This window comes from Frankia torreyi, from assembly GCF_000948395.1.
Lineage (GTDB): Bacteria > Actinomycetota > Actinomycetes > Frankiales > Frankiaceae > Frankia > Frankia torreyi.
Genome location: NZ_JYFN01000015.1, coordinates 93575 through 112512, shown reverse-complemented (window position 1 = coordinate 112512; position 18938 = coordinate 93575). Strand labels below are relative to the sequence as shown.

The following is an 18938-nucleotide window of genomic DNA, read 5'->3' as shown; positions in this document are numbered from 1 at the left end:
TCAGCCCGCCCTCACCAGCAGCAGTGCGCCGACCACGAGGACGGCACCTCCCAACATCGACAGAGCGTAGGACCGAACGAAGCCGGTCTGCAGGCGGCGCATCCGCCCGGACAGCCCGCCGATGGCGGCGGCGCTGCCCCGCACGAGCCCGTCGATGCCGACGAGGTCCAGCCAGACCAGGAAGCGGGTCAGGTACTGGCCGGGACGCATGGCGACGGTCTCGTTGAACGTGTTCGCGAACAGGTCGTGCCGGGCGGCGAAGGTGACCAGGGTGACCTCGGTGTCCGGACGGGCCACGGACTCGACCGGCCGCATCTGGTAGCGCAGGTAGGCGCCGGCGAAACCGCCCGCGGTCACCACCAGGGTGAGCAGGGTGAGCACGACCGGAGAGAACGTGTGCACGCCCTCGACGCCCGTCCCGGCGACCGGTTCGAGCCAGTCCTGCAACGAGTGGCCGAGGACGAACAGGCCGCCGGCGAACACCGAGCCGACCGCCAGCACGATCATCGGCCCGGTCATCGACACCGGCGACTCGTGCGGGTGCTTGGCGGCCGGCCCCTCCGCCGACCAGCGCGGCTTGCCGTGGAAGGTCATCAGGAACAGCCGGGTCATGTAGAACGCGGTGATGCCCGCGCCCAGCAGCGCGATCGAGCCGAGCAGGTAGCCGGACGTGCCGCCCTTGTCGAACGCCGTCTCGATGATGCGGTCCTTGGTGAAGAACCCGGACAGCCCCGGAAAGCCGATGATCGCCAGGTAGCCGAGGCCGAAGGTCACCCAGGTGATCGGCATGTACCGCCACAGCCCGCCGTAGTGGCGCAGGTCCTGGTCGTCGTCCATCCCGTGGATCACCGACCCGGCGCCGAGGAACAGGCCGGCCTTGAAGAAGCCGTGGGCCAGCAGGTGCATGATGCCCAGCGCGTAGCCCGCGGGCCCCAGGCCCACGGCGAGGAACATGTAGCCGATCTGGCTGACCGTCGAGTAGGCCAGCACCTTCTTGATGTCGTCGTAGGCGCAGCCGATGACGCAGCCGATGAGGATCGTCGCGGCGCCGATGATGACGACGACGGTGCGCGCCGCCTGCGTCCCGTCGAAGATCGGCCCGGCCCGCACGATGAGGTACACCCCGGCGGTGACCATCGTCGCCGCGTGGATGAGCGCGGAGATCGGGGTGGGGCCCTCCATGGCGTCCGGCAGCCATGCCTGCAGCGGGAACTGGCCGGACTTGCCGCACGCGCCGAGCAGGAGCAGCAGCGCGATCGCGGTCAGGGTGCCGTAGCCGATGACGCCCGCGGCGGCGGCGCCGAACACGTCCGCGTAGCTGGTCGAACCCACGGTGGCGAACATGAACATGATCGCCAGGGCGAGGCCGACGTCGCCGACCCGGTTCATGTAGAAGGCCTTGTTCGCCGCGGTGGCCGCGGCCGGTCGGTCCTCCCAGAACTTGATGAGCAGGTACGACGACAGGCCGACCAGCTCCCAGCCGGCGTAGAGCGACAGGAAGTTGTTGCCCAGGACGAGCAGCAGCATCGACGCCAGGAACAGGTTCATGTAGGCGAAGAACTTCCGCCTGTTCGGGTCGTGCGCCATGTAGCCGATCGAGTAGATGTGGATCAGTGTGCCGACGCCGGTGATCAGCAGTACGAACACGATCGAGAGCTGGTCGACGAGCAGGCCGACGTCCACCCGGAAGCCGTTCACCGGGATCCAGGAGTACAGATGCTGCGACAGCGCCCGGTCGTCGCCGTCCCGGCCGAGCAGCGCGGCGAACAACACCAGGCCGAGCACGAAGCTCGCCGCCGCCGCGAGCGTGCCGATGATGTGGCCGACCCGGTCGGTGCGCCGCCCGCCGAGCAGCAGCACCGCGGCGCCGGCCAGCGGCAGCACGATGAGCAGCCAGGACAGCGAGAACACCCCGGAGGCGGCGGCGTAGTGGATCGGCTGGCCGCCGGGTTCGGTAGCGGCGAGCAGAGCCGGGGCGACCCTCATCGCGACCCCGCCACGGCGCGTCGTTGGCGATAAAGCGTCACTGCAGTCTCGTCCGTTCTTCCATGACCGCCGGGGGCGCCGCGGCCGCTGGGTCGCAGGTCAGTACTTCAGCAGGTTCACGTCGTCCACCGACGCCGAGCGACGGGTGCGGAAGATGCTGAGGATGATGGCCAGGCCGATGACGACCTCGGCGGCGGCGACGACCATGACGAAGAACGCCATGATCTGGCCGTCGAGGGTGCCGTTGATCCGGGAGAACGTGACCAGGGTCAGGTTCACGGCGTTGAGCATGAGCTCGATCGACATGAACACGACGATCGCGTTACGCCGGACGAGGACCCCGACGGTGCCGATGGTGAACAGCAGCGCCGAGAGGATCAGGTAGTTCGCGGGATTCACCGCTCGTCTCCCTTACCGGCGCCCGCCAGCGCCGAGCCGTTCACGTCGACCGGATCCGTTCCGCCCGCGGCGCCGTCCGCCGCGGCGCCGTCCGTCGGCGCCGGGGGTGTCGGCGCGCCCGGCGTGGAGCCGCCGCCCGCGCCCGGTCCGCCCGGCCGGCCCGGTCCTGCCGGCCCGCCGGATCCCCGCGGGCCGCCGGGACCCGCCGACCCCGGGCCATCGGACACTCCGGGGGCGCCTGGGGAACCCGGGGTGTCCGGGGCGTCCGCCGCCTCCCGGCCGTCGGGGAGGTCCGCGGCGCCCGGTTCGTCGGCGCCCCCGGGGATGCCGGGGATGCCGCCGATCCCGGAGGCGCGGCCGCCGCCGGGCAGCAGGCCGAGGGTGTCGGCCGAGTCGTGCCGGGCGAAGACGCCGGGTCCGGGCAGCGGGGTGACCTGGCGGCCGGGTTCGGCGAACCGGCGGCGCATCCGCTCCCGCTGGTCGACCCGGCCGCCCTCGCGCTCGCGGTGGCCGAGCACCATCGTCCCGATCGCGGCGACGACGAGCAGCGCCGAGACCGCCTCGAAGACGAAGACGTAGTTACTGAACAGCAGCCGACCGATCGCCTGGACGTTGCCGCCCTCGTTGGCCTTGTCGAGGCCCTTGGCGCTGCCGCCGTCGATGGCCGAGCCGATCGGGAAGACCAGCAGCCCGGCGAAGCCGAGCCCGAAGATCGCCGCGCCGAGCCGCTGGCCACGGATGGTCTCCACCAGCGAGTCCGAGGAGTCGACGCCGACGAGCATGAGCACGAACAGGAACAAAACCATGATCGCGCCTGCGTAGACGATGATCTGCACGAACCCGAGGAACGGCGCCTGCTGGACCAGGTAGAACACCGCGACGCAGAACAGGTTCGCCACCAGCAGCAGCGCTGCGTGCACGGCGCTGCGGACCAGCACCATCCCGACCGCGGCCAGCACCGCGATCGGCGCCAGGATCCAGAACACCGCGGCCTCGCCGGTGGAGGTGCTGGTGATCTCGCCCGCGGCGGCGAGCAGAGTCGCGTGGGTCATCGCGGCCGCTCCGACCCGGCGTCGGAACCGCCGGCGGCCGCGCGTTGCTCGTCGGTCACCTGCCAGGGCAGCGGCGCGTCGGGGTCGCGCACGTAGTAGTCGGTCTCGCTGGAGCCGAGCCGCATCGGGTGCGGCGGCGCCTCCATGCCGGCGGCCAGCGGGGCGAGGAGCTGCTCCTTGGTGAAGATCAGGTCCCGGCGGTTGTCGTCGGCGAGCTCGTAGTCGTTCGACATCGTCAGCGCCCGGGTCGGGCACGCCTCGATGCACAGCCCGCACAGGATGCAGCGCAGGTAGTTGATCTGGTAAACGCGGCCGTACCGCTCCCCCGGCGAGTAGCGCTCGGTCTCGGTGTTGTCGGCGCCCTCGACGTAGATGGCGTCGGCGGGGCAGGCCCACGCGCACAGCTCGCAGCCGACGCACTTCTCCAGCCCGTCCGGATGACGGTTGAGCTGGTGGCGGCCGTGGAACCGGGGCGCGGTCTCCTTCTTCTGCTCCGGGTACTGCTCCGTCGTCGGCTTCTTGAACATCGTCGAGAAGGTGACGCCGAAGCCCTTGTAGGGGTCGAAGAAGCCCATGACTCAGCTCTCCTGACGCGGAGGGGGGTCCGCGGGGATGACGGTGGACGACCCGTTGGCCGAGGTACCCGCGGGCACCGCCGGACGGTGGCGCGCACCGCCCGGTGGCGGGGGCGGCCACGGGATGCTTTCGAGGCTCGGCGCCTGGGCAAGCTTGCGGCGCTCGGCCTCCTCCAGCTCCCGCTGGTGCTTCGCGCCACCGGGATCGAGCAGCGCGATGATCAGCATGACGCCGATGACCACCCCGACGCCGATCAGCCACGGCGTGCGGTCGTCGACGTCCTTCTGGTAGACGCGGAAGGTCGCGATGATCAGGACCCACAGCAGGCCGACCGGGATCAGCACCTTCCAGCCGAACGCCATGAACTGGTCGTAGCGCAGCCGGGGCAGCGTCCCGCGCAGCCAGATGAAGAAGAACAGGAACAGCAGCAGCTTCAGGACGAACCAGATCAACGGCACCCAGCCGTGGTCGAGACCGGACAGGCCCGGGATCGGCGGCGGCTGCCAGCCGCCGAGGAACAGCGTGGTCGCGATCGCCGAGACGGTGACCATGTTGATGTACTCGGCGAGGAAGAAGAAGGCGAACTTGATCGAGCTGTACTCGGTGTGGAAGCCGCCGACCAGCTCACCCTCGGCCTCGGGCAGGTCGAAGGGGGTCCGGTTCGTCTCACCGACCATCGAGATGCAGTACAGGACGAACGACGGCAGCAGCGCGATGTACCAGCGCCCCGACTGGCTCTCCACGATCCCGGACGTCGACAGCGTGCCCGCGTACATGAACACCGCGACGAACGACAGGCCCATCGCCACCTCGTAGGAGATGATCTGGGCCGCCGAGCGCAGCGAGCCGAGCAGCGGGTAGGTCGACCCACTCGACCAGCCGGACAGGATCAGCCCGTAGACCCCGAGGGAGGCCGCGGCGAGCATGTAGAGCACGCTGACGGGCAGGTCCGCGAGCTGGAGCGTGGTGCGCTCGCCGAAGATCGAGACCTCCGGGCCGAACGGGATGACGGCAAAGGCGAGGAACGCCGGGACCGCCGAGAGGATCGGCGCCAGGATGAAGATCGGCTTGTCCGCGAGGGCCGGGATCAGGTCTTCCTTGAGCATCAGCTTGGCGCCGTCGGCGAGGCTTTGCAGCCAGCCCCTCGGGCCGTGCCGGTTCGGCCCGACCCGCTGCTGCATCTTCGCGACGACCTTGCGCTCGAACACGATCGAGAACAGCGTCATCAGCAACAGGAAGGCGAAGACCGCCACGCCCTTGAGCAGGATCAGCCAGAACGGGTCGTCGCCGAAGCCGGACAGGTCCGGGTCGACCGGGGCGGCGTACACGAGCGCGGCGGCGGCGTGGCTCATGGCCGGCCCCCGGCGGGCTCGTCGCCGACCGTGCGCGGCGCCGGGGCGATCGGGTCCGCGGCGGCGGATGCGGCCGGCGGTGCCGCCGGCGGTGCCGCCGGCGGCGCGGCCGTCCCCGGCGGTCCGGCCGCGGGTGGCCGGGAGCCGGCGGGCGACGTCTCGACCGTCACGGCGGTGTCGCGGGCGGCGGTGAGCTCGGCCCCCAGCGCCGTGCCGCGACGCTGGTCGACACCGAACGTGTCGGCGCCGGCGGGCCGGGGGGTGCCGCCGGCCGCGATCCGGACGACGACGCCGGCGCGGGCGGCGAGTGAGCGGCGCACGTGCGAGCCGGCCGAGTGGGTGGGCACCCAGACGACGCGGTCGGGCATGGCGGCGAGCTCGCAGGGCAGGGTGACCGACCCGCGGCCGCTGCGCACCGTCACCAGGTCCCCGGCGGCCACCCCGATCTCGGCGGCGGTCGCCGCGGACAGGCGGACCCGGGCGGGCCGGGCAGTGCCGGCGAGATACGGCTCGTCGGCGAGCAGGGCGCCGTCGTCGACGAGCTGGTGCCAGGTGGCGAGCACCGCCTCGCCCGGTCCGGGGACGCTCGCGGCCTCGGCGGGATCGGACGGTGCGGGCACCCGGGAGACGCCGGTCCCGGCCCGGCCGACGTCGCGCAGCTCGCGGGCGGCGGCGCCGGTGTCGGGCAGCCGCAGGTCGATGCCCATCTCGGCGGCGAGCAGGTGCAGCACGCGCACGTCGGGCAGCGCCGGGGTGTCCAGGGCCCGTTGGAACGGCCGCAGCCGGCCCTCCCAGTCGACGAACGAGCCGGCCTTCTCCGCCACCGGCGCGACCGGCAGCACCACGTCGGCGACCTCGGCGATGGCCGAGCGCCGCACCTCCAGCGACACGCAGAACGGCACGCGGGCCAGCGCGGCCAGCGCGGCGGCGGGGTCAGGCAGGTCCTCGGCGTCGACCCCGGCGACGAGAATCCCGTCGAGGCGGCCGGCGGCGGCCGCGGCGAGGATGCCGGCGGTGTCGCGGCCGGGCGCGCCGAGCAGCCGGCCGCCCCAGAACGCCTCGACCTCGGCGCGGGCGGCGGGGTCGGCGACCGGACGGCCACCGGGTAGCAGCGAGGGCAGCAGCCCGGCGGAGACGGCGCCGCGGTCCCCGGCGCGGCGCGGCACCCAGGCGAGCGCGGCGCCGGTGGCGTCGGCGAGGCGCAGGGCGGCGGACAGCGTTCCGGGGATCTCGCCGGCCCGCTCGCCGACGAGGATGACCGCGCCGGGCTCCCGCACCGCACGGGCGGTCGCGGCGAGCGAGTGGGTGTCGCCCGCGCCGGGGCGGGCGTCGGCAAGCGCATCGAGGACGGCCGGCTCGGCGCCGGGCTCGGTGGTGACCAGCGTCCCGGCGAGCTTGGCCAGCCCGCGGGTGACCAGCGGCGCGAGCGCGTGCACGGCGGTGGCGTGCTTGTCGGCGGCCTTACGCAGCCGCAGGAAGACGATCGGCGACTCCTCCTCCGGCTCGAAGGCGACGAGCAGCACCGCCGGCGCCGCCTCCAGGTCGGCGTAGGTCACCCCGATGCCGGTGCCGGCGACCGCGTGGCCGAGGAACTGCTCCTCCTCGGCCGAGTGCGGCCGGGCACGGAAGTCCACGTCGTTGGTGGCCAGCGCCACCCGGGTGAACTTGGCGTAGGCGTACGCGTCCTCGCGGGTCAGCCGGCCGCCGGCGAGCACGCCGACGCCGTTGCGGCCGCGGCATTCGGCCAGCCCGCGGGCGGCGTATTCCAGCGCCTCGGACCAGGTCGCCTCGACGAGTTGCCCGGTGTCGTCGTCGCGGATCAGCGGCGTGGTCAGCCGGTCGGCGGCGCGGGCGTAGGCGAACGCGAAGCGGCCCTTGTCGCAGTTCCACTCCTCGTTGACCGCCGGGTCGTCGCCGGCGAGGCGGCGCACCACCTTGCCGCGGCGGTGGTCGGTGCGCAGGCTGCATCCCGACGCGCAGTGCTCGCACGCCGTCGGCGTGGAGACCAGGTCGAACGGGCGGGCCCGGAACCGGTAGGCGGCGCTGGTGAGCGCGCCGACCGGACAGATCTGCACCGTGTTGCCGGAGAAGTAGGAGGAGAACGGCTGGCCGTCGCTGACCGCGACCTGCTCGGCGGCGCCGCGCTCGAACAGCTCGATGAACGGATCCCCGGCGATCTGCGCGGAGAACCGGGTACAGCGAGCGCACAGCACGCAGCGTTCCCGGTCGAGCAGGATCTCGGTGGAGATCGCCAGCGGCTTCGGGTAGGCCCGCTTGGCCTCCTTGAACCGGGAGACGGCGCCGCCGTTCGCCATCGACTGGTTCTGCAGCGGGCACTCACCGCCCTTGTCGCAGATCGGGCAGTCGAGCGGGTGGTTGAGCAGCAGGAACTCGATGTTGCCTGCCTGGGCCTTGCGGGCCACCGGCGAGGTGAGCTGGGTCTTCACGACCATGTCGGCGGTGACGGTCGTCGTGCAGGAGGCGACCGGCTTGCGCTGGCCTTCCACCTCGACGATGCACTGCCGGCAGGCGCCGACGGGGTCGAGCAGCGGATGGTCGCAGAACCGCGGGATCTCGATGCCGAGCAGCTCCGCCGCCCGGATGATCAGCGTGCCCTTGGGGACGCTGACCGGCAGCCCGTCGACGGTGAGGGTGACGAGATCCGCGGCGGTCGACGCGGCCGGCTGGGATGGTGCGACGGTCATGGTCAGTGCGCTCCCGCGTAGGCGCCCGGGGTGGGCGCGGCCGAGCCGTTGCCGGCCGCGGCGCTGCCCGGGGTGTCGGGGGTGTCCGGGGTGGCGTCCGGCCTCGACGTCACCGCGCTCACCGGGATGAACTCGTCCCGGAAGTACTTGATCCCCGAGACGATCGGGGAGGTGGCCCCGTCGGCCAGCGCGCAGAACGCCCGGCCGAAGATGTTGTCGCAGGCGTCGACGAGGGTGTCGACGTCGGAGGCGTCGCCCTGCCCCCGCTCCAGCCGGGACAGGATCTTCACCATCCAGCTCGTGCCCTCGCGGCACGGGGTGCACTTGCCGCACGACTCGTGGGCGTAGAACTGGGTGAGCCGGCGGACGACCCGGAGCATGTCGGTCGTCTCATCCATGATCATCAGAGCCGCGGTGCCGAGCAGCGACCCGGCCTCCTGCATGCCCTCGAAGTCGAGCGGGGCGTCGAGGTGCTCCGCGGTGAGCATCGGCGTGGACGACCCACCCGGCGTCCACGCCTTGAGCGCACGCCCGCCGCGCACCCCGCCGGCCAGGTCGAGCAGCTCGCGCAGGGTCGTGCCCATCGGGACCTCGTACTGGCCGGGCCGGGTCACGTGGCCGGACAGGCTGAAGATCTTCGGGCCCGGGGCGCGTTCCCGGCCCATCGTGCGGAACCAGTCCACCCCGTAGTTGACGATGTAGGGCACGGTCGCGATCGTCTCGACGTTGTTGACGACGGTCGGAGACGCGTACAGCCCGTGCGTCGCGGGGAACGGCGGGCGCAGCCGCGGCTGGCCACGCCGGCCCTCCAGCGAGTCGAGCAGGGCCGTCTCCTCGCCGCAGATGTAGGCGCCGGCGCCGGAGTGCACGACAAGCTCGAGGTCGAAGCCGCTACCGAGGATGTCGCGGCCGAGGTAGCCGGCGGCGTACGCCTCGGCGACCGCGGCGCGCAGCCGGCGGGCCGCGTGGATCAGCTCGCCGCGCAGGTAGACGAACGCCCGGCTGGCCCGCACCGCGTACGCCGCGATGATGATGCCCTCGACGAGCGAGTGCGGGTCGGCCTTCATCAGCGGGGCGTCCTTGCAGGTGCCGGGCTCGCCCTCGTCGGCGTTGATGACGAGGTAGTGCGGCCGGCCGTCGCCCTGCGGGATGAAGCCCCACTTCATCCCGGTGGGGAAGCCGGCGCCGCCGCGCCCGCGCAGCCCCGAGTCCTTGATGAGCTTGATGAGCTCGTCGGGGTCACCGGCGAGCGCCGTGCGCAGCGCGACGTAGCCGTCGAGCCGGCGGTAGGTCGCAAGCGTCCACGACTCCGGGGTGTTCCAGCGCCGGGTGAGGACCGGGGTGACGGGCATTGATCAGTTCCCCTTCCGCTCGGAGGAGGCGGTGGGCGCGTCGGGCTGGCCCGCACCGGTCTCGCCTGCGGTGACGAACGGTGCGGGGGCCTGGTCGGCCCGCCAGCCGGCCGCCTCGGCGAGCAGCAGGCCGGCGACCGACGGCTCGCCGACGCCGGGTCCCGCGACGCCCGCCGGGCGCTCGTCGGCGAACCCGGCGAGCTGGCGGGACGTCTCGGCGAACGAGCACAGCGGCCCGCCGCGGGTGGGGGCGGGGCGCTCGCCGGCCTGCAGGCCCTCGACGATCGCCTGCGCCGAGTCCGGGTCGACCTGGTCGTAGAACTCGTAGTTCACCGTCATCACCGGCGCGTAGTCGCAGGCGGCGAGGCACTCGGCGTGTTCGAGGGTGATCGAGCCGTCCGGGGTCGTCTCGTCGTGGCCGATCCCGAGGCGGTCGGCGACCCGGGCGAAGACCTCGTCCCCGCCGAGCAGCGCGCAGGACAGGTTCGTGCAGACCGAGACGAGGTAGTCGCCGACGGGCCGGCGCTTGTACATCGTGTAGAAGGTCGCGACCGCGCCGACCTCGGCCTGGGTGATGCCGAGCGTGTCCGCGCAGAAGGTCACCCCCTCGGTCGTCACGCAACCCTGCTCCGCCTGCACCAGGTGCAGCAGCGGCAGCAGCGCCGAGCGGGAGCGGCCGGCCGGGTAGCGGGCGATGATCTCGGCCGCGGCGGCGTGGATCTCGGGCGAGAAGGCCATCATCGATCAACTCCCCCGAGCACCGGGTCCACCGAGGCGACTCCGACGATCACGTCCGCGACCTGGCCACCCTCGGTCAGCGCCGGGACGGCCTGCAGGTTGACGAAGCTTGGGTCGCGGACGTGGACGCGGAACGGTCTCGTCCCGCCGTCGCTGACCACGTGGTAGCCGAGCTCGCCGCGGGGCGACTCGATCTGTGTGTAGACCTGGCCGGGCGGCACCCGGAAGCCCTCGGTAACCAGCTTGAAGTGGTGGATGAGGGCCTCCATCGAGGTCCCCATGATGTTCCGGATGTGCGCCAGCGAGTTGCCCATCCCGTCCGCGCCGATCGAGAGCTGCGCCGGCCAGGCGATCTTCTTGTCGGCGACCATGACCGGGCCCGGCCGCAGCCGGTCCAGGCACTGCTCGATGATCTTGAGTGACTCGCCCATCTCCTCCAGCCGCACCAGGTAGCGGGCGAAGGAGTCCGCCTCCAGGGCGGTCGGCACGTCGAACTCGTAGGTCTCGTAGCCGCAGTAGGGCATGGTCTTGCGCAGGTCCCAGGCGAGGCCCGCGGCGCGCAGCACCGGCCCGGTGACGCCCAGCGCGATGCAGCCGGCGGCGTCGAGGACGTTGACGTCGACCATCCGCGCCTTCCAGATCGGCTGGCCGGTCAGCAGCCGGTGGTACTCGCGGATGCGCTTGGGCATGTCGGCGAGGAACTCCCGGATGGCCCGCTCCGTGCCGTCCGGCAGATCCTGGGCCAGTCCGCCGGGGCGGATGAAGGCGTGGTTCATCCGCAGCCCGGTGATGAGCTCCAGCAGGTCGAGGACCTTCTCCCGCTCGCGGAACCCGAAGATCATCGCGGTGGTGGCGCCGAGCTCCATGCCGCCGGTCGCCAGCCACACCAGATGCGAGGCGATGCGCTGCAGCTCCATCACCAGCACCCGGATCACGGTGGCCCGCTCGGGGATGTCGTCGGTGATGCCGAGCAGCTTCTCCACCGACAGGCAGTACGCCGCCTCGTTGTACAACGGGGACAGGTAGTCCGCACGGGTGAGGAAGGTGACCGCCTGGGTCCAGGTCCGGTACTCGCAGCTCTTCTCGATCCCGGTGTGCAGGTAGCCGATGACGAGGCGGGTCTCGATGACCGTCTCGCCCTCGATCTCCAGCACGAGGCGCAGCACGCCGTGGGNGGAGGGGNGCTGCGGCCCCATGTTGACGACGATGCGCTCGGCGTCCTGTTCCCCGGCGCCGAGGATCTCCTCCCAGTCGCCGCCGGTGACGGTGTAGACGCGGCCGGAGGCGGACTCGGTGAAACCGGCCTCGTAGGCCGAGGACCCGTCGGTGGCGTGGGCGGTGCCGTCGGTGGGCTGGGCGGTCGATGTGTGCTGGGCGGTGGATGTGTGCGGGGCCGACGTGCTGGGCGTCATAGCGAACCTCGGATGTCGCCTCGGGGATGCAGGCGGCCGGTCAGGGCCGGGTGCGGGATCACGAGTAGCTCCGGCGCTCGTCCGGCGGCGGGACCGTGGCGCCCTTGTAGTCGACCGGGATGCCGCCCAGCGGGTAGTCCTTGCGCTGCGGGTGCCCGATCCAGTCGTCCGGCATCATGATCCGGGTCAGCCCGGGGTGGCCGGTGTAGACGATGCCGAACAGGTCGTAGGCCTCCCGCTCGTGCCAGTCCGCGGTGGGCCACACCGAGGTCAGGCTCGGCAGCGTGGGGTCGGCGTCGGCGACGGAGACCTCCAGGCGCAGCCGGCGGCGGTAGGTCATCGAGGTCAGGTGGACCACCGAGTGCAACCGGCGACCGGTGATGTCGTCCGGATAGTCCACTCCGGACAGCGACGACAGCAGCTCGAAGCGCAGTCCCGGATCGTCGCGCAGAGTCTGGGCCAGCGCGGGCAGGCCCTCGCGGCGCACGTGCAGGGTCAGCTCGCCGCGGTCGACGACGGCCCGCTCGACCGCGTCGCCGAGCTGCGGAAAGACGCGTTCGAGCGCGTCGTACACCGCATCGGCGTCGGGGTCGCCGAACGGCCGCTCGCTGGCGGCCAGCACCGGGGCCGGGGCGACGAGCCCGCCGAACCCGGAGGTGTCGCCGGTGCCGCCGGAACCGAACGCGTCGTGGCGCCGTCCCGGTCGCACGCCGTTGCCGCCGCCCACCAGCTCGCCGGCGCCGCTCGCGGCCGTCCCGCTCTCGTCGAGGGCGCCGCCGTCCGCGCCCCGGCCTTCGGCGGGAGTGCCGGCGGCGGGAGTGCCGTCAGGGGGTGTCATGGGTCGCTCCTGAGTCGGCATCCCGCTGCGCGGCGCCGGTGCCTGCCGTGGCGCCGCCCGCAGCGGCCTCGCTGTCGGCGATGTCGGCGGTGCTCGGGCCGGGACCGTGGGCCCGCGACTCGTCGGCGGGCTTGGCGTCGACGGGGATCCCCTTGGCCCGCCCGAACACCGACGGCGGGACGATCGCGGCCGGCCGGCGGGTGTCGAGAACGGGTTCGACGGCGCCGCGCCCCGTCGGGACCGGCGCGCCGGCCGGGATCCGGAAGTGCTTGCGGTCGTTGACGGACAGGGTCCGGGTGTCGAGCTCACCCGCGGGCAACCCGGCGCGGGCGGTGGCCACGTCGATCGGCTTGGGGTAGGGCGACGAACCGGACTCCGTGTGCGGGGTCTTGCCGGTGACCGGCCCGGCAAGGATCTTCTCGTGCAGCTTGATGATGGCGTCCATCAGCATCTCCGGCCGCGGCGGGCAGCCGGGCAGGTACATGTCGACCGGGACGATGTGGTCGACACCCTGCACGATGGCGTAGTTGTTGAACATGCCGCCGCTGCTGGCGCAGACGCCCATCGACAGCACCCACTTGGGCTCGGGCATCTGGTCGTAGATCTGCCGCAGCACCGGCGCCATCTTCTGGCTCACCCGGCCGGCGACGATCATCAGGTCGGCCTGGCGGGGACTGGCCCGGAAGACCTCCATGCCGAACCGGGACAGGTCGTAGCGGCCGGCGCCGGTGGACATCATCTCGATCGCGCAGCAGGCCAGCCCGAAGGTCGCCGGCCACAGCGACGACCGCCGCGACCAGTTGGCGAGCTTCTCGACGCTGGCGAGGAGCACGCCACCGGGCAGCTTCTCCTCTAGTCCCATTCCAGACCTCCACGACGCCACTCGTAGGCGTACGCGACGAAGATCGTCGCCATGAACAGCGCCATCGCACCGAGGCCGAACACCGCGAGGCTGTCGAACGCGACCGCCCACGGGAACAAGAAGATGATCTCGATGTCGAAGACGATGAAAAGCATCGCGGTGTTGTAGTACTTCACCGGGAAACGCTGCGGTCCGGCCGGGGCCGGAGAGGGTTCGATCCCGCACTCGTAGGCATCGATCTTCGCGCGGTTGAACCGGCGCGGGCCGATGAGCGCACCCGCCGCGACGGAACCGACCGCGAACAGGGTCGCGATCGCCAGCAGAACGAGGATCGGCACGTAGTTCGAGAGCATGCCGAACTCCTCTCCTTCGAAAGAGTGTTGCCGGACGTTATGAGGAATGGCTTTCCGGTGAACGGATCGCAAACGGTCCGTACTCGGTGTTCGTCACGTTTCTGGCCACTTGATCACGGCGCCGGAAGCGGGGCGCCCTCATAGAGTCCCGAGCCAGATCCCCTGGCCCGGTGGTACTTCGCGGTCTCGCCGGCCGCTCCTGCCGGCTCCCCCCAGGACTTGTGACCCCAGGATCTCCGACGGCGGGCTGGTCCCACAGTCCTGTCCGCGGAGAAAGCGGTCCGGGTACGCCATGACGGCCTGCCACACTCCGCTCCGACACCGGTCCACCAGCGCCGGCGCCGCAAGGCGCGATAGACCGGCATTCCGTCGATCCGGCCCGTTCTGCTCGCCACCGGATCGACTCGGGTAACACGTCAGGCCGCGGGAGCGAGCCGGGTCATAGCATTGATCAGTCGGTCCATCGCATCCCCTCCCCGGGGGTCGGTGAGATTCGCCATGATCTTGAGGACAAAGCGCATGAGGGTCGGCCGCGGCAGCCCGTACTTCGTTCCGAGCGCCATGATGGTCGGGTTCCCGATGAGCTGGACGAAGTATCGGCCCAGGGTGTAATACCCGCCGTACTGGGCGCGGATCATCGCCGGGTAGTGTCCGAGGGCGCGTTCCCGGGCGGGCCCCTCGGCACGGGCGAGCGCCTGCACGGCGACCTCGGCCGCGTACCGGCCGGACTCCAGCGCGTAGGCGATGCCCTCGCCGTTGAACGGGTTGACCATGCCGCCGGCATCGCCGACGAGCAGCACGCCGTCGCGGTAGTGCGGGGTGCGGTTGAAGCCCATGGGCAGAGCGCTGCCGCGCACCGGGCCGACCGCGTTGTCCTCGGTGAAGCCCCACTCCGGCGGCAGCGCCGCGAGCCAGCGGCGCAGCAGGTCGGTGTAGTTGGTGTTCTGGAAGGCGTCGGTGGTGTTCAGCAGGCCGAGACCGACGTTGCTGGTGCCGTCGCCGACGCCGAAGATCCAGCCGTAGCCGGGCAGCAGGCGGCTCTCGCGCGGGCGACCCTCCCACAGCTCGAGGTGGGACTCGAGGTGGTCGTCGTGGGTGAGCGGGCTGCGGTAGTAGCGGCGGACCGCAACGCCGAGCGGCCGGTCCTCCCGGCGGCGGATGCCGAGCGCCAGCGCGATCCGGGCACTGTTGCCGTCCGCGGCGATGACGAGCGGCGCGCGGTAGGTCACCGGCTCCCGGTCGGGCCCGGTACGCGCCAGTACGCCGACGACCCGGCCGGTGCGCTCGTCGAGCAGCGGCCCGGTGACGGCCGTGCCCTCCTGCAGCCGGACGCCAGCCTTCACCGCATGCCGGGCGAGCAGGTCGTCGAAGTCCAGCCGGGGGCGGACGAGGCCGTAGTCGGGCCAGCTCGCCAGGTCCGGCCAGGGCAGTTCCATCCGCACACCGCCGCCGACGATGCGCAGCCCCTTGTTGCGCGCCCAACCGGCGGCGGGCGAGGTGTCGATGCCCATCTCGACGAGGCTGCGCACGGCACGCGGGGTCAGCCCGTCGCCACAGACCTTCTCGCGCGGGAAGGTCGTCTTCTCGACGAGGAGGACGTCGAGCCCGGTACTGGCGAGGTGGTAGGCGGCCGACGAACCACCGGGGCCGGCGCCGACCACGATGACGTCGGCGTCGGTCGTCGACCCGCCGCCCACGCCGTCAGTCCTTGTCGTCGCCATGGCCACCCATTGCTCCGGATCTGCTCGACCACCCGTCCCGGGAGCACTCCCGGACGGGACCCTCCGCTTGAGTGCTCGTGAAATTCTTCACGAGCGTCCTCGGCGAGTGTAGGCCCTACGCAGGCCAATCGCACCAACCAGGATGCGCTGAAGACCGGACGAGTCGACTTCGCGCACCCAATGACCACTGTGAGCGACCGTTTCCCGCTCCCGGCCCGCACGGACCCGCCGCGGCGTCCCGGCGCAACTTCTGGGCGAGGGTATAATGCCCACCCCTCCTCTCGCGTGACCGCTGGTCACAGGCGCGACAGCCACGCCGAGCTCTCCAGCGTGTCACACATCGCAATTCATCCACTACACGCAGCCGACGGCCGGAAACGGCCCATGGCACCTTCTCCCCGCGGGGTGGGATCACCGCCTGTGCGGGGTAGTCACCCGCTGGCCGTCCGAAACGCGGCGCTCGTCCGCGGGCGCCGGGTGCGTCGCGGCGGTGCCACCAGGACCGCGCGGGGCACGTCCGGGCCAGGCGGCGCCGCCCGAACGGGCGGTCTCGACCGGCCCAAGCGGGTGACGCCCGGCCGGAAGGGACCACCCTGACCTGGCAGCCACGACATTCTGTCCCGACCCGATCCGCCCACTTGCCCACCTGATCGCCCGCCGCATCGTCCACGCCGTGTCATCTAACCCCGAAAAGGCGCAAAGTATCCCGAATCGTCACCCATCCCACCGGATGTGCACGGGCGGGCGGGCCACCACCGGCCCGGCCCGACCCGGCCCGACCCGGCCCGACCAGAACGCCCGTCACCGACACGCCCCGGAAGACCCGCCACAACCCGGCCGACCCGACCCAGTTCCGAATCGAGAGACGCGATGACCGAAGAGACCGTCGTCCTCCCCACCGCCGACGGACCTGCCCCGGCGACGCTCGCCGAACCCGACGGTCCCGCGCGCGGCGGCGTCGTCGTCCTGCATGAGGCGTTCGGCCTCACCGAGCACGTGCGGGGACTGTGCGGCCGCTTCGCCCGGGCCGGCTGGCGGGCGATCGCGCCCGACCTGTTCCACCGCGTCGGCTCGCCGGTCTTCGACTACGACGACATCGCCTCGGCGGTCAAGGTGGTCGAGGACCTCGACGGCACGGACCTGCTGGATGACGTCGATGCCGCCCTCGCCGTGCTCGCCGAGGAGGGAACGGCGCTGGACCGTTGCGCCGTCGTCGGCTTCTGCCTGGGCGGGAGCATCGCCTTCCAGGCCGCGGTGGCCCGCCCGTTCGGTGCGGCGGTCACGTTCTACGGCGGCGGGATCCGCACCCGACGCTTCGGCGAGCCCAGCCCGCTGGAGATCGCCGGGCGGCTGCAGGCGCCGTGGCTCGGCCTGTACGGCGACCAGGATCCGAGCATCCCCTTCGAGGACGTCGAGGCGCTGCGGGCCGCGGCGGCCGAGGCCCCCGTGCCCACCGAGATCATCCGCTACCCCGAGGCCGGGCACGGCTTCCACAACGACGCCCGCCCGGCGTCCCACCATCCGGCGTCCGCCCGCGACGGCTGGTCGCGCACCCTGACCTGGTTCGACTCGCACCTGCCCGGCTGACCCGCGGCAGGCGTCGATCAGCCGGGGGCGTCGATCAGCCGGGGGCGTGGCCGCGGTGCAGGGCGACGACGCCGCCGGTGAGGTTGCGCCAGGTGACGCGGGACCAGCCGGCCTCGCGCAGCAGATCGGCGAGCTCGGCCTGGGCGGGCCACGCCCGGATCGACTCGGCCAGGTAGACGTAGGAGTCCGGGCTGCTGCTGACCGTGCGGGCGACCCTCGGCAACGCGCGCATCAGGTACTCCAGGTAGACGGTCCGCCAGGGACCCCACACCGGGCGGGAGAACTCGCAGACGACGAGGGCGCCGCCGGGCCGGGTGACCCGGCGCAGCTCGGCGAGGCAGCGCACGGTGTCTGCGACGTTGCGCAGCCCGAACGAGATCGTCGTGCGGTCGAACACGGCGTCGGGGAAGGGCAGGTGCAGCCCGTCCCCGGCGGTCAGCACCACCCGTCCCGCCGGGCTGGCGGGCGGCGGCCTCTCGGCGAGACGGCGCTGGCCGGCGCGCAGCATGCCCAGGGAGAAATCGCAGGCGACGACCTGCGCGCCGGCCTCGGCGAAGGCCCGCGAGGAGGTGGCCGTGCCGGCGGCGAGGTCGAGGACCCGCAGGCCGGGGCGCAGGTCGAGGAAGGCGGCGGTGGCACGCCGCCAGGTCCGGTCGAGGCCGCCGGAGAGCACGGCGTTGGTCAGGTCGTAGCGCCCGGCCACACCGTCGAACATCGCCGCGACCTCCTGCGGCCGCTTGTCCAGCCCGGCCCTGCCCACCGCGCCCCCTCCCGTCGTCGACCCCGATCCATACCGAACCGATCCACCCCGCACCGATCCGAACTTGCCGCGCCGCTCAGCCACCGGCCGTCGATCCTCCACCGGCCGTCGATCCGCCGCCGAGCAGCTCGCCGTCGAACCGGGCGAGGGCCGCCGGGGCCGCGGCGCGGGCCGCCTCCTCGGCTGCGTCCCAGTCGGTGGCCGCGCCGAGGCGGCGCAGCCGGTCCCGGGTCGCCTCATCACACAGCGCCCCGGCGACGCCGGCCGCATACAGGTCGCGGGCGCGGGCGCCGAGCCCGGCGGCGACGGCGTGCTCGGTGCCGAGGTCGGTGCCGAACATCGCCGGGTCGTCGGTGGCCAGTGAACAGGCCACGCCGGCCGCGTGCAATGCGGCAAGCGGATGGTCACCCAGGCGGACCACGGAGCGGGTGCGCAGGTTCGACACGGGGCAGACGTCCAGCACGATCTCCGCGTCGGCCAGGCGGCTCATCAGCGCCGGGTTCTCCACCGCGCGGATGCCGTGGCGGATCCGCCGGGCGCCGAGCGCGTCGAGCGCACCCTGGATCGACGCCGGACCGTCCGTCTCCCCCGCGTGCGGCACCGCGGCGAGCCCGGCGTCCGCGGCCAGGGCGAACGCGGGCGCGAACGGCTCCGGCGGATGGCCGATCTCCGGGCCGCCGAGCCCGAGGCCGACGACGCCGCGCTCGGCGAAGCGCGCCGCCCAGCGGGCCACCTCGGTAGCCGCCTCGACGGGCAGCACCCGGTCGATGTCCGGGGTCAGGCGCACCTCGACGCCGAACCGCTCCCGGGCCTCGATCGCCCCGTCGGCGTAGCCGTTGAAGATCTCCTCGACCCGGACGCCGCGCTGCACGCGGAACCACGGCGAGAAGATGCCCTCCACATAGACGGCGCCGTGCGCGGCCGCCTCGGCGGCGTAGTCGACGACGACCTGGCGGAAGTCGGCCTCGGTCCGCATCACGTGCGTCGTCATGATCCAGACCTGGATGAAGTGGTTGAAGTCGCGGAACCGGTACAGCTCCGCGAGGCCCTCGACCGTCCGCGACGGCAGGGCCTCCTCGTTGCGCCGGGCCATCTCCAGCAGCGTCGACGGCCGGACCGTCCCCTCCAGGTGGACGTGCAGCTCGATCTTCGGCCCGGTAGCCGCCAGGACCGCGGCCGGGGACCCGGCGGACTCGCTCATCGGGCCAATCTATGGCGTCCCGCCCGGGGCGGGTGCCTGGGGCG

General features: G+C 72.4%; 15 protein-coding genes and 2 pseudogenes. 1 reads left to right on the top strand and 16 read right to left on the bottom strand.

Annotated elements, in window-relative coordinates; all coding sequences use genetic code 11:
• From nuoL to FF36_RS11990, 14 genes and pseudogenes are all read right to left on the bottom strand, one after another.
• Positions 1-1986 (bottom strand): NADH-quinone oxidoreductase subunit L, encoded by a 1986-nt coding sequence (gene nuoL, locus FF36_RS12050; RefSeq protein WP_044885130.1) that lies wholly within the window; start codon positions 1984-1986, stop codon positions 1-3.
• A 99-nt stretch (positions 1987-2085) separates the two neighbouring features.
• Positions 2086-2385 (bottom strand): NADH-quinone oxidoreductase subunit NuoK, encoded by a 300-nt coding sequence (nuoK, locus tag FF36_RS12045; protein WP_044885129.1) that lies wholly within the window; start codon positions 2383-2385, stop codon positions 2086-2088.
• Positions 2382-3437 (bottom strand): NADH-quinone oxidoreductase subunit J, encoded by a 1056-nt coding sequence (locus FF36_RS12040; protein WP_044885128.1) that lies wholly within the window; start codon positions 3435-3437, stop codon positions 2382-2384. Before FF36_RS12040 ends, nuoK begins: the two co-directional genes overlap by 4 nt.
• The gene (nuoI, locus tag FF36_RS12035; RefSeq protein WP_044885127.1) at positions 3434-4012 is read right to left on the bottom strand and encodes an NADH-quinone oxidoreductase subunit NuoI; all 579 of its coding nucleotides are present in this window, start codon (positions 4010-4012) and stop codon (positions 3434-3436) included. The genes FF36_RS12040 and nuoI overlap by 4 nt, the downstream gene beginning before the upstream one ends.
• Positions 4013-4015: 3 nt before the next feature.
• Positions 4016-5365, bottom strand: coding sequence for an NADH-quinone oxidoreductase subunit NuoH (nuoH, locus tag FF36_RS12030; protein ID WP_044885126.1), 1350 nt, complete (start codon positions 5363-5365; stop codon positions 4016-4018).
• Complete coding sequence (locus FF36_RS12025; protein WP_044885125.1) at positions 5362-8070, bottom strand: NADH-quinone oxidoreductase subunit G; 2709 nt, start codon at positions 8068-8070, stop codon at positions 5362-5364. Before FF36_RS12025 ends, nuoH begins: the two co-directional genes overlap by 4 nt.
• A 2-nt stretch (positions 8071-8072) precedes the next feature.
• Positions 8073-9422 (bottom strand): NADH-quinone oxidoreductase subunit NuoF, encoded by a 1350-nt coding sequence (gene nuoF, locus FF36_RS12020; protein ID WP_044885124.1) that lies wholly within the window; start codon positions 9420-9422, stop codon positions 8073-8075.
• 3 nt (positions 9423-9425) lie between these two features.
• Positions 9426-10163, bottom strand: a complete 738-nt coding sequence (gene nuoE / locus FF36_RS12015; RefSeq protein WP_370657180.1) for an NADH-quinone oxidoreductase subunit NuoE — start codon at positions 10161-10163, stop codon at positions 9426-9428.
• Positions 10160-11334, bottom strand: a pseudogene (locus FF36_RS12010) (NADH-quinone oxidoreductase subunit D); the annotation flags it as partial. The gene nuoE and the pseudogene FF36_RS12010, both read right to left, overlap by 4 nt.
• Before the next feature lie 9 nt (positions 11335-11343).
• A pseudogene (locus FF36_RS37765) lies at positions 11344-11572 on the bottom strand (NADH dehydrogenase subunit D); the annotation flags it as partial.
• A gap of 58 nt (positions 11573-11630) precedes the next feature.
• Positions 11631-12410 carry an NADH-quinone oxidoreductase subunit C gene (locus FF36_RS12005; RefSeq protein ID WP_236705506.1) on the bottom strand — a complete coding sequence of 260 codons (780 nt, stop codon included), beginning with the start codon at positions 12408-12410 and terminating at the stop codon, positions 11631-11633.
• Entirely contained in the window at positions 12397-13272 is an 876-nt protein-coding gene (locus FF36_RS40770) for a NuoB/complex I 20 kDa subunit family protein (protein ID WP_044885121.1), read from the bottom strand. The genes FF36_RS12005 and FF36_RS40770 overlap by 14 nt, the downstream gene beginning before the upstream one ends.
• Complete coding sequence (locus tag FF36_RS11995; protein WP_044885120.1) at positions 13263-13625, bottom strand: NADH-quinone oxidoreductase subunit A; 363 nt, start codon at positions 13623-13625, stop codon at positions 13263-13265. Before FF36_RS11995 ends, FF36_RS40770 begins: the two co-directional genes overlap by 10 nt.
• A gap of 416 nt (positions 13626-14041) precedes the next feature.
• Positions 14042-15346, bottom strand: a complete 1305-nt coding sequence (locus FF36_RS11990) for a geranylgeranyl reductase family protein (protein WP_173667234.1) — start codon at positions 15344-15346, stop codon at positions 14042-14044.
• An 870-nt stretch (positions 15347-16216) separates the two neighbouring features.
• Here FF36_RS11990 and FF36_RS11985 point away from each other — a divergent pair.
• Positions 16217-16933 carry a dienelactone hydrolase family protein gene (locus FF36_RS11985; RefSeq protein ID WP_044885118.1) on the top strand — a complete coding sequence of 239 codons (717 nt, stop codon included), beginning with the start codon at positions 16217-16219 and terminating at the stop codon, positions 16931-16933.
• A gap of 34 nt (positions 16934-16967) precedes the next feature.
• Here the strand turns inward: FF36_RS11985 and FF36_RS11980 are convergent, their stop codons facing one another.
• Together FF36_RS11980 and add are read right to left on the bottom strand one after the other, a co-directional pair.
• On the bottom strand, positions 16968-17693 hold the full coding sequence (locus FF36_RS11980; RefSeq protein WP_044885117.1) for a demethylmenaquinone methyltransferase: 726 nt from the start codon (positions 17691-17693) through the stop codon (positions 16968-16970).
• 76 nt (positions 17694-17769) lie between these two features.
• Positions 17770-18894, bottom strand: a complete 1125-nt coding sequence (add, locus tag FF36_RS11975; RefSeq protein ID WP_044885116.1) for an adenosine deaminase — start codon at positions 18892-18894, stop codon at positions 17770-17772.
• Positions 18895-18938: the final 44 nt, after the last annotated feature.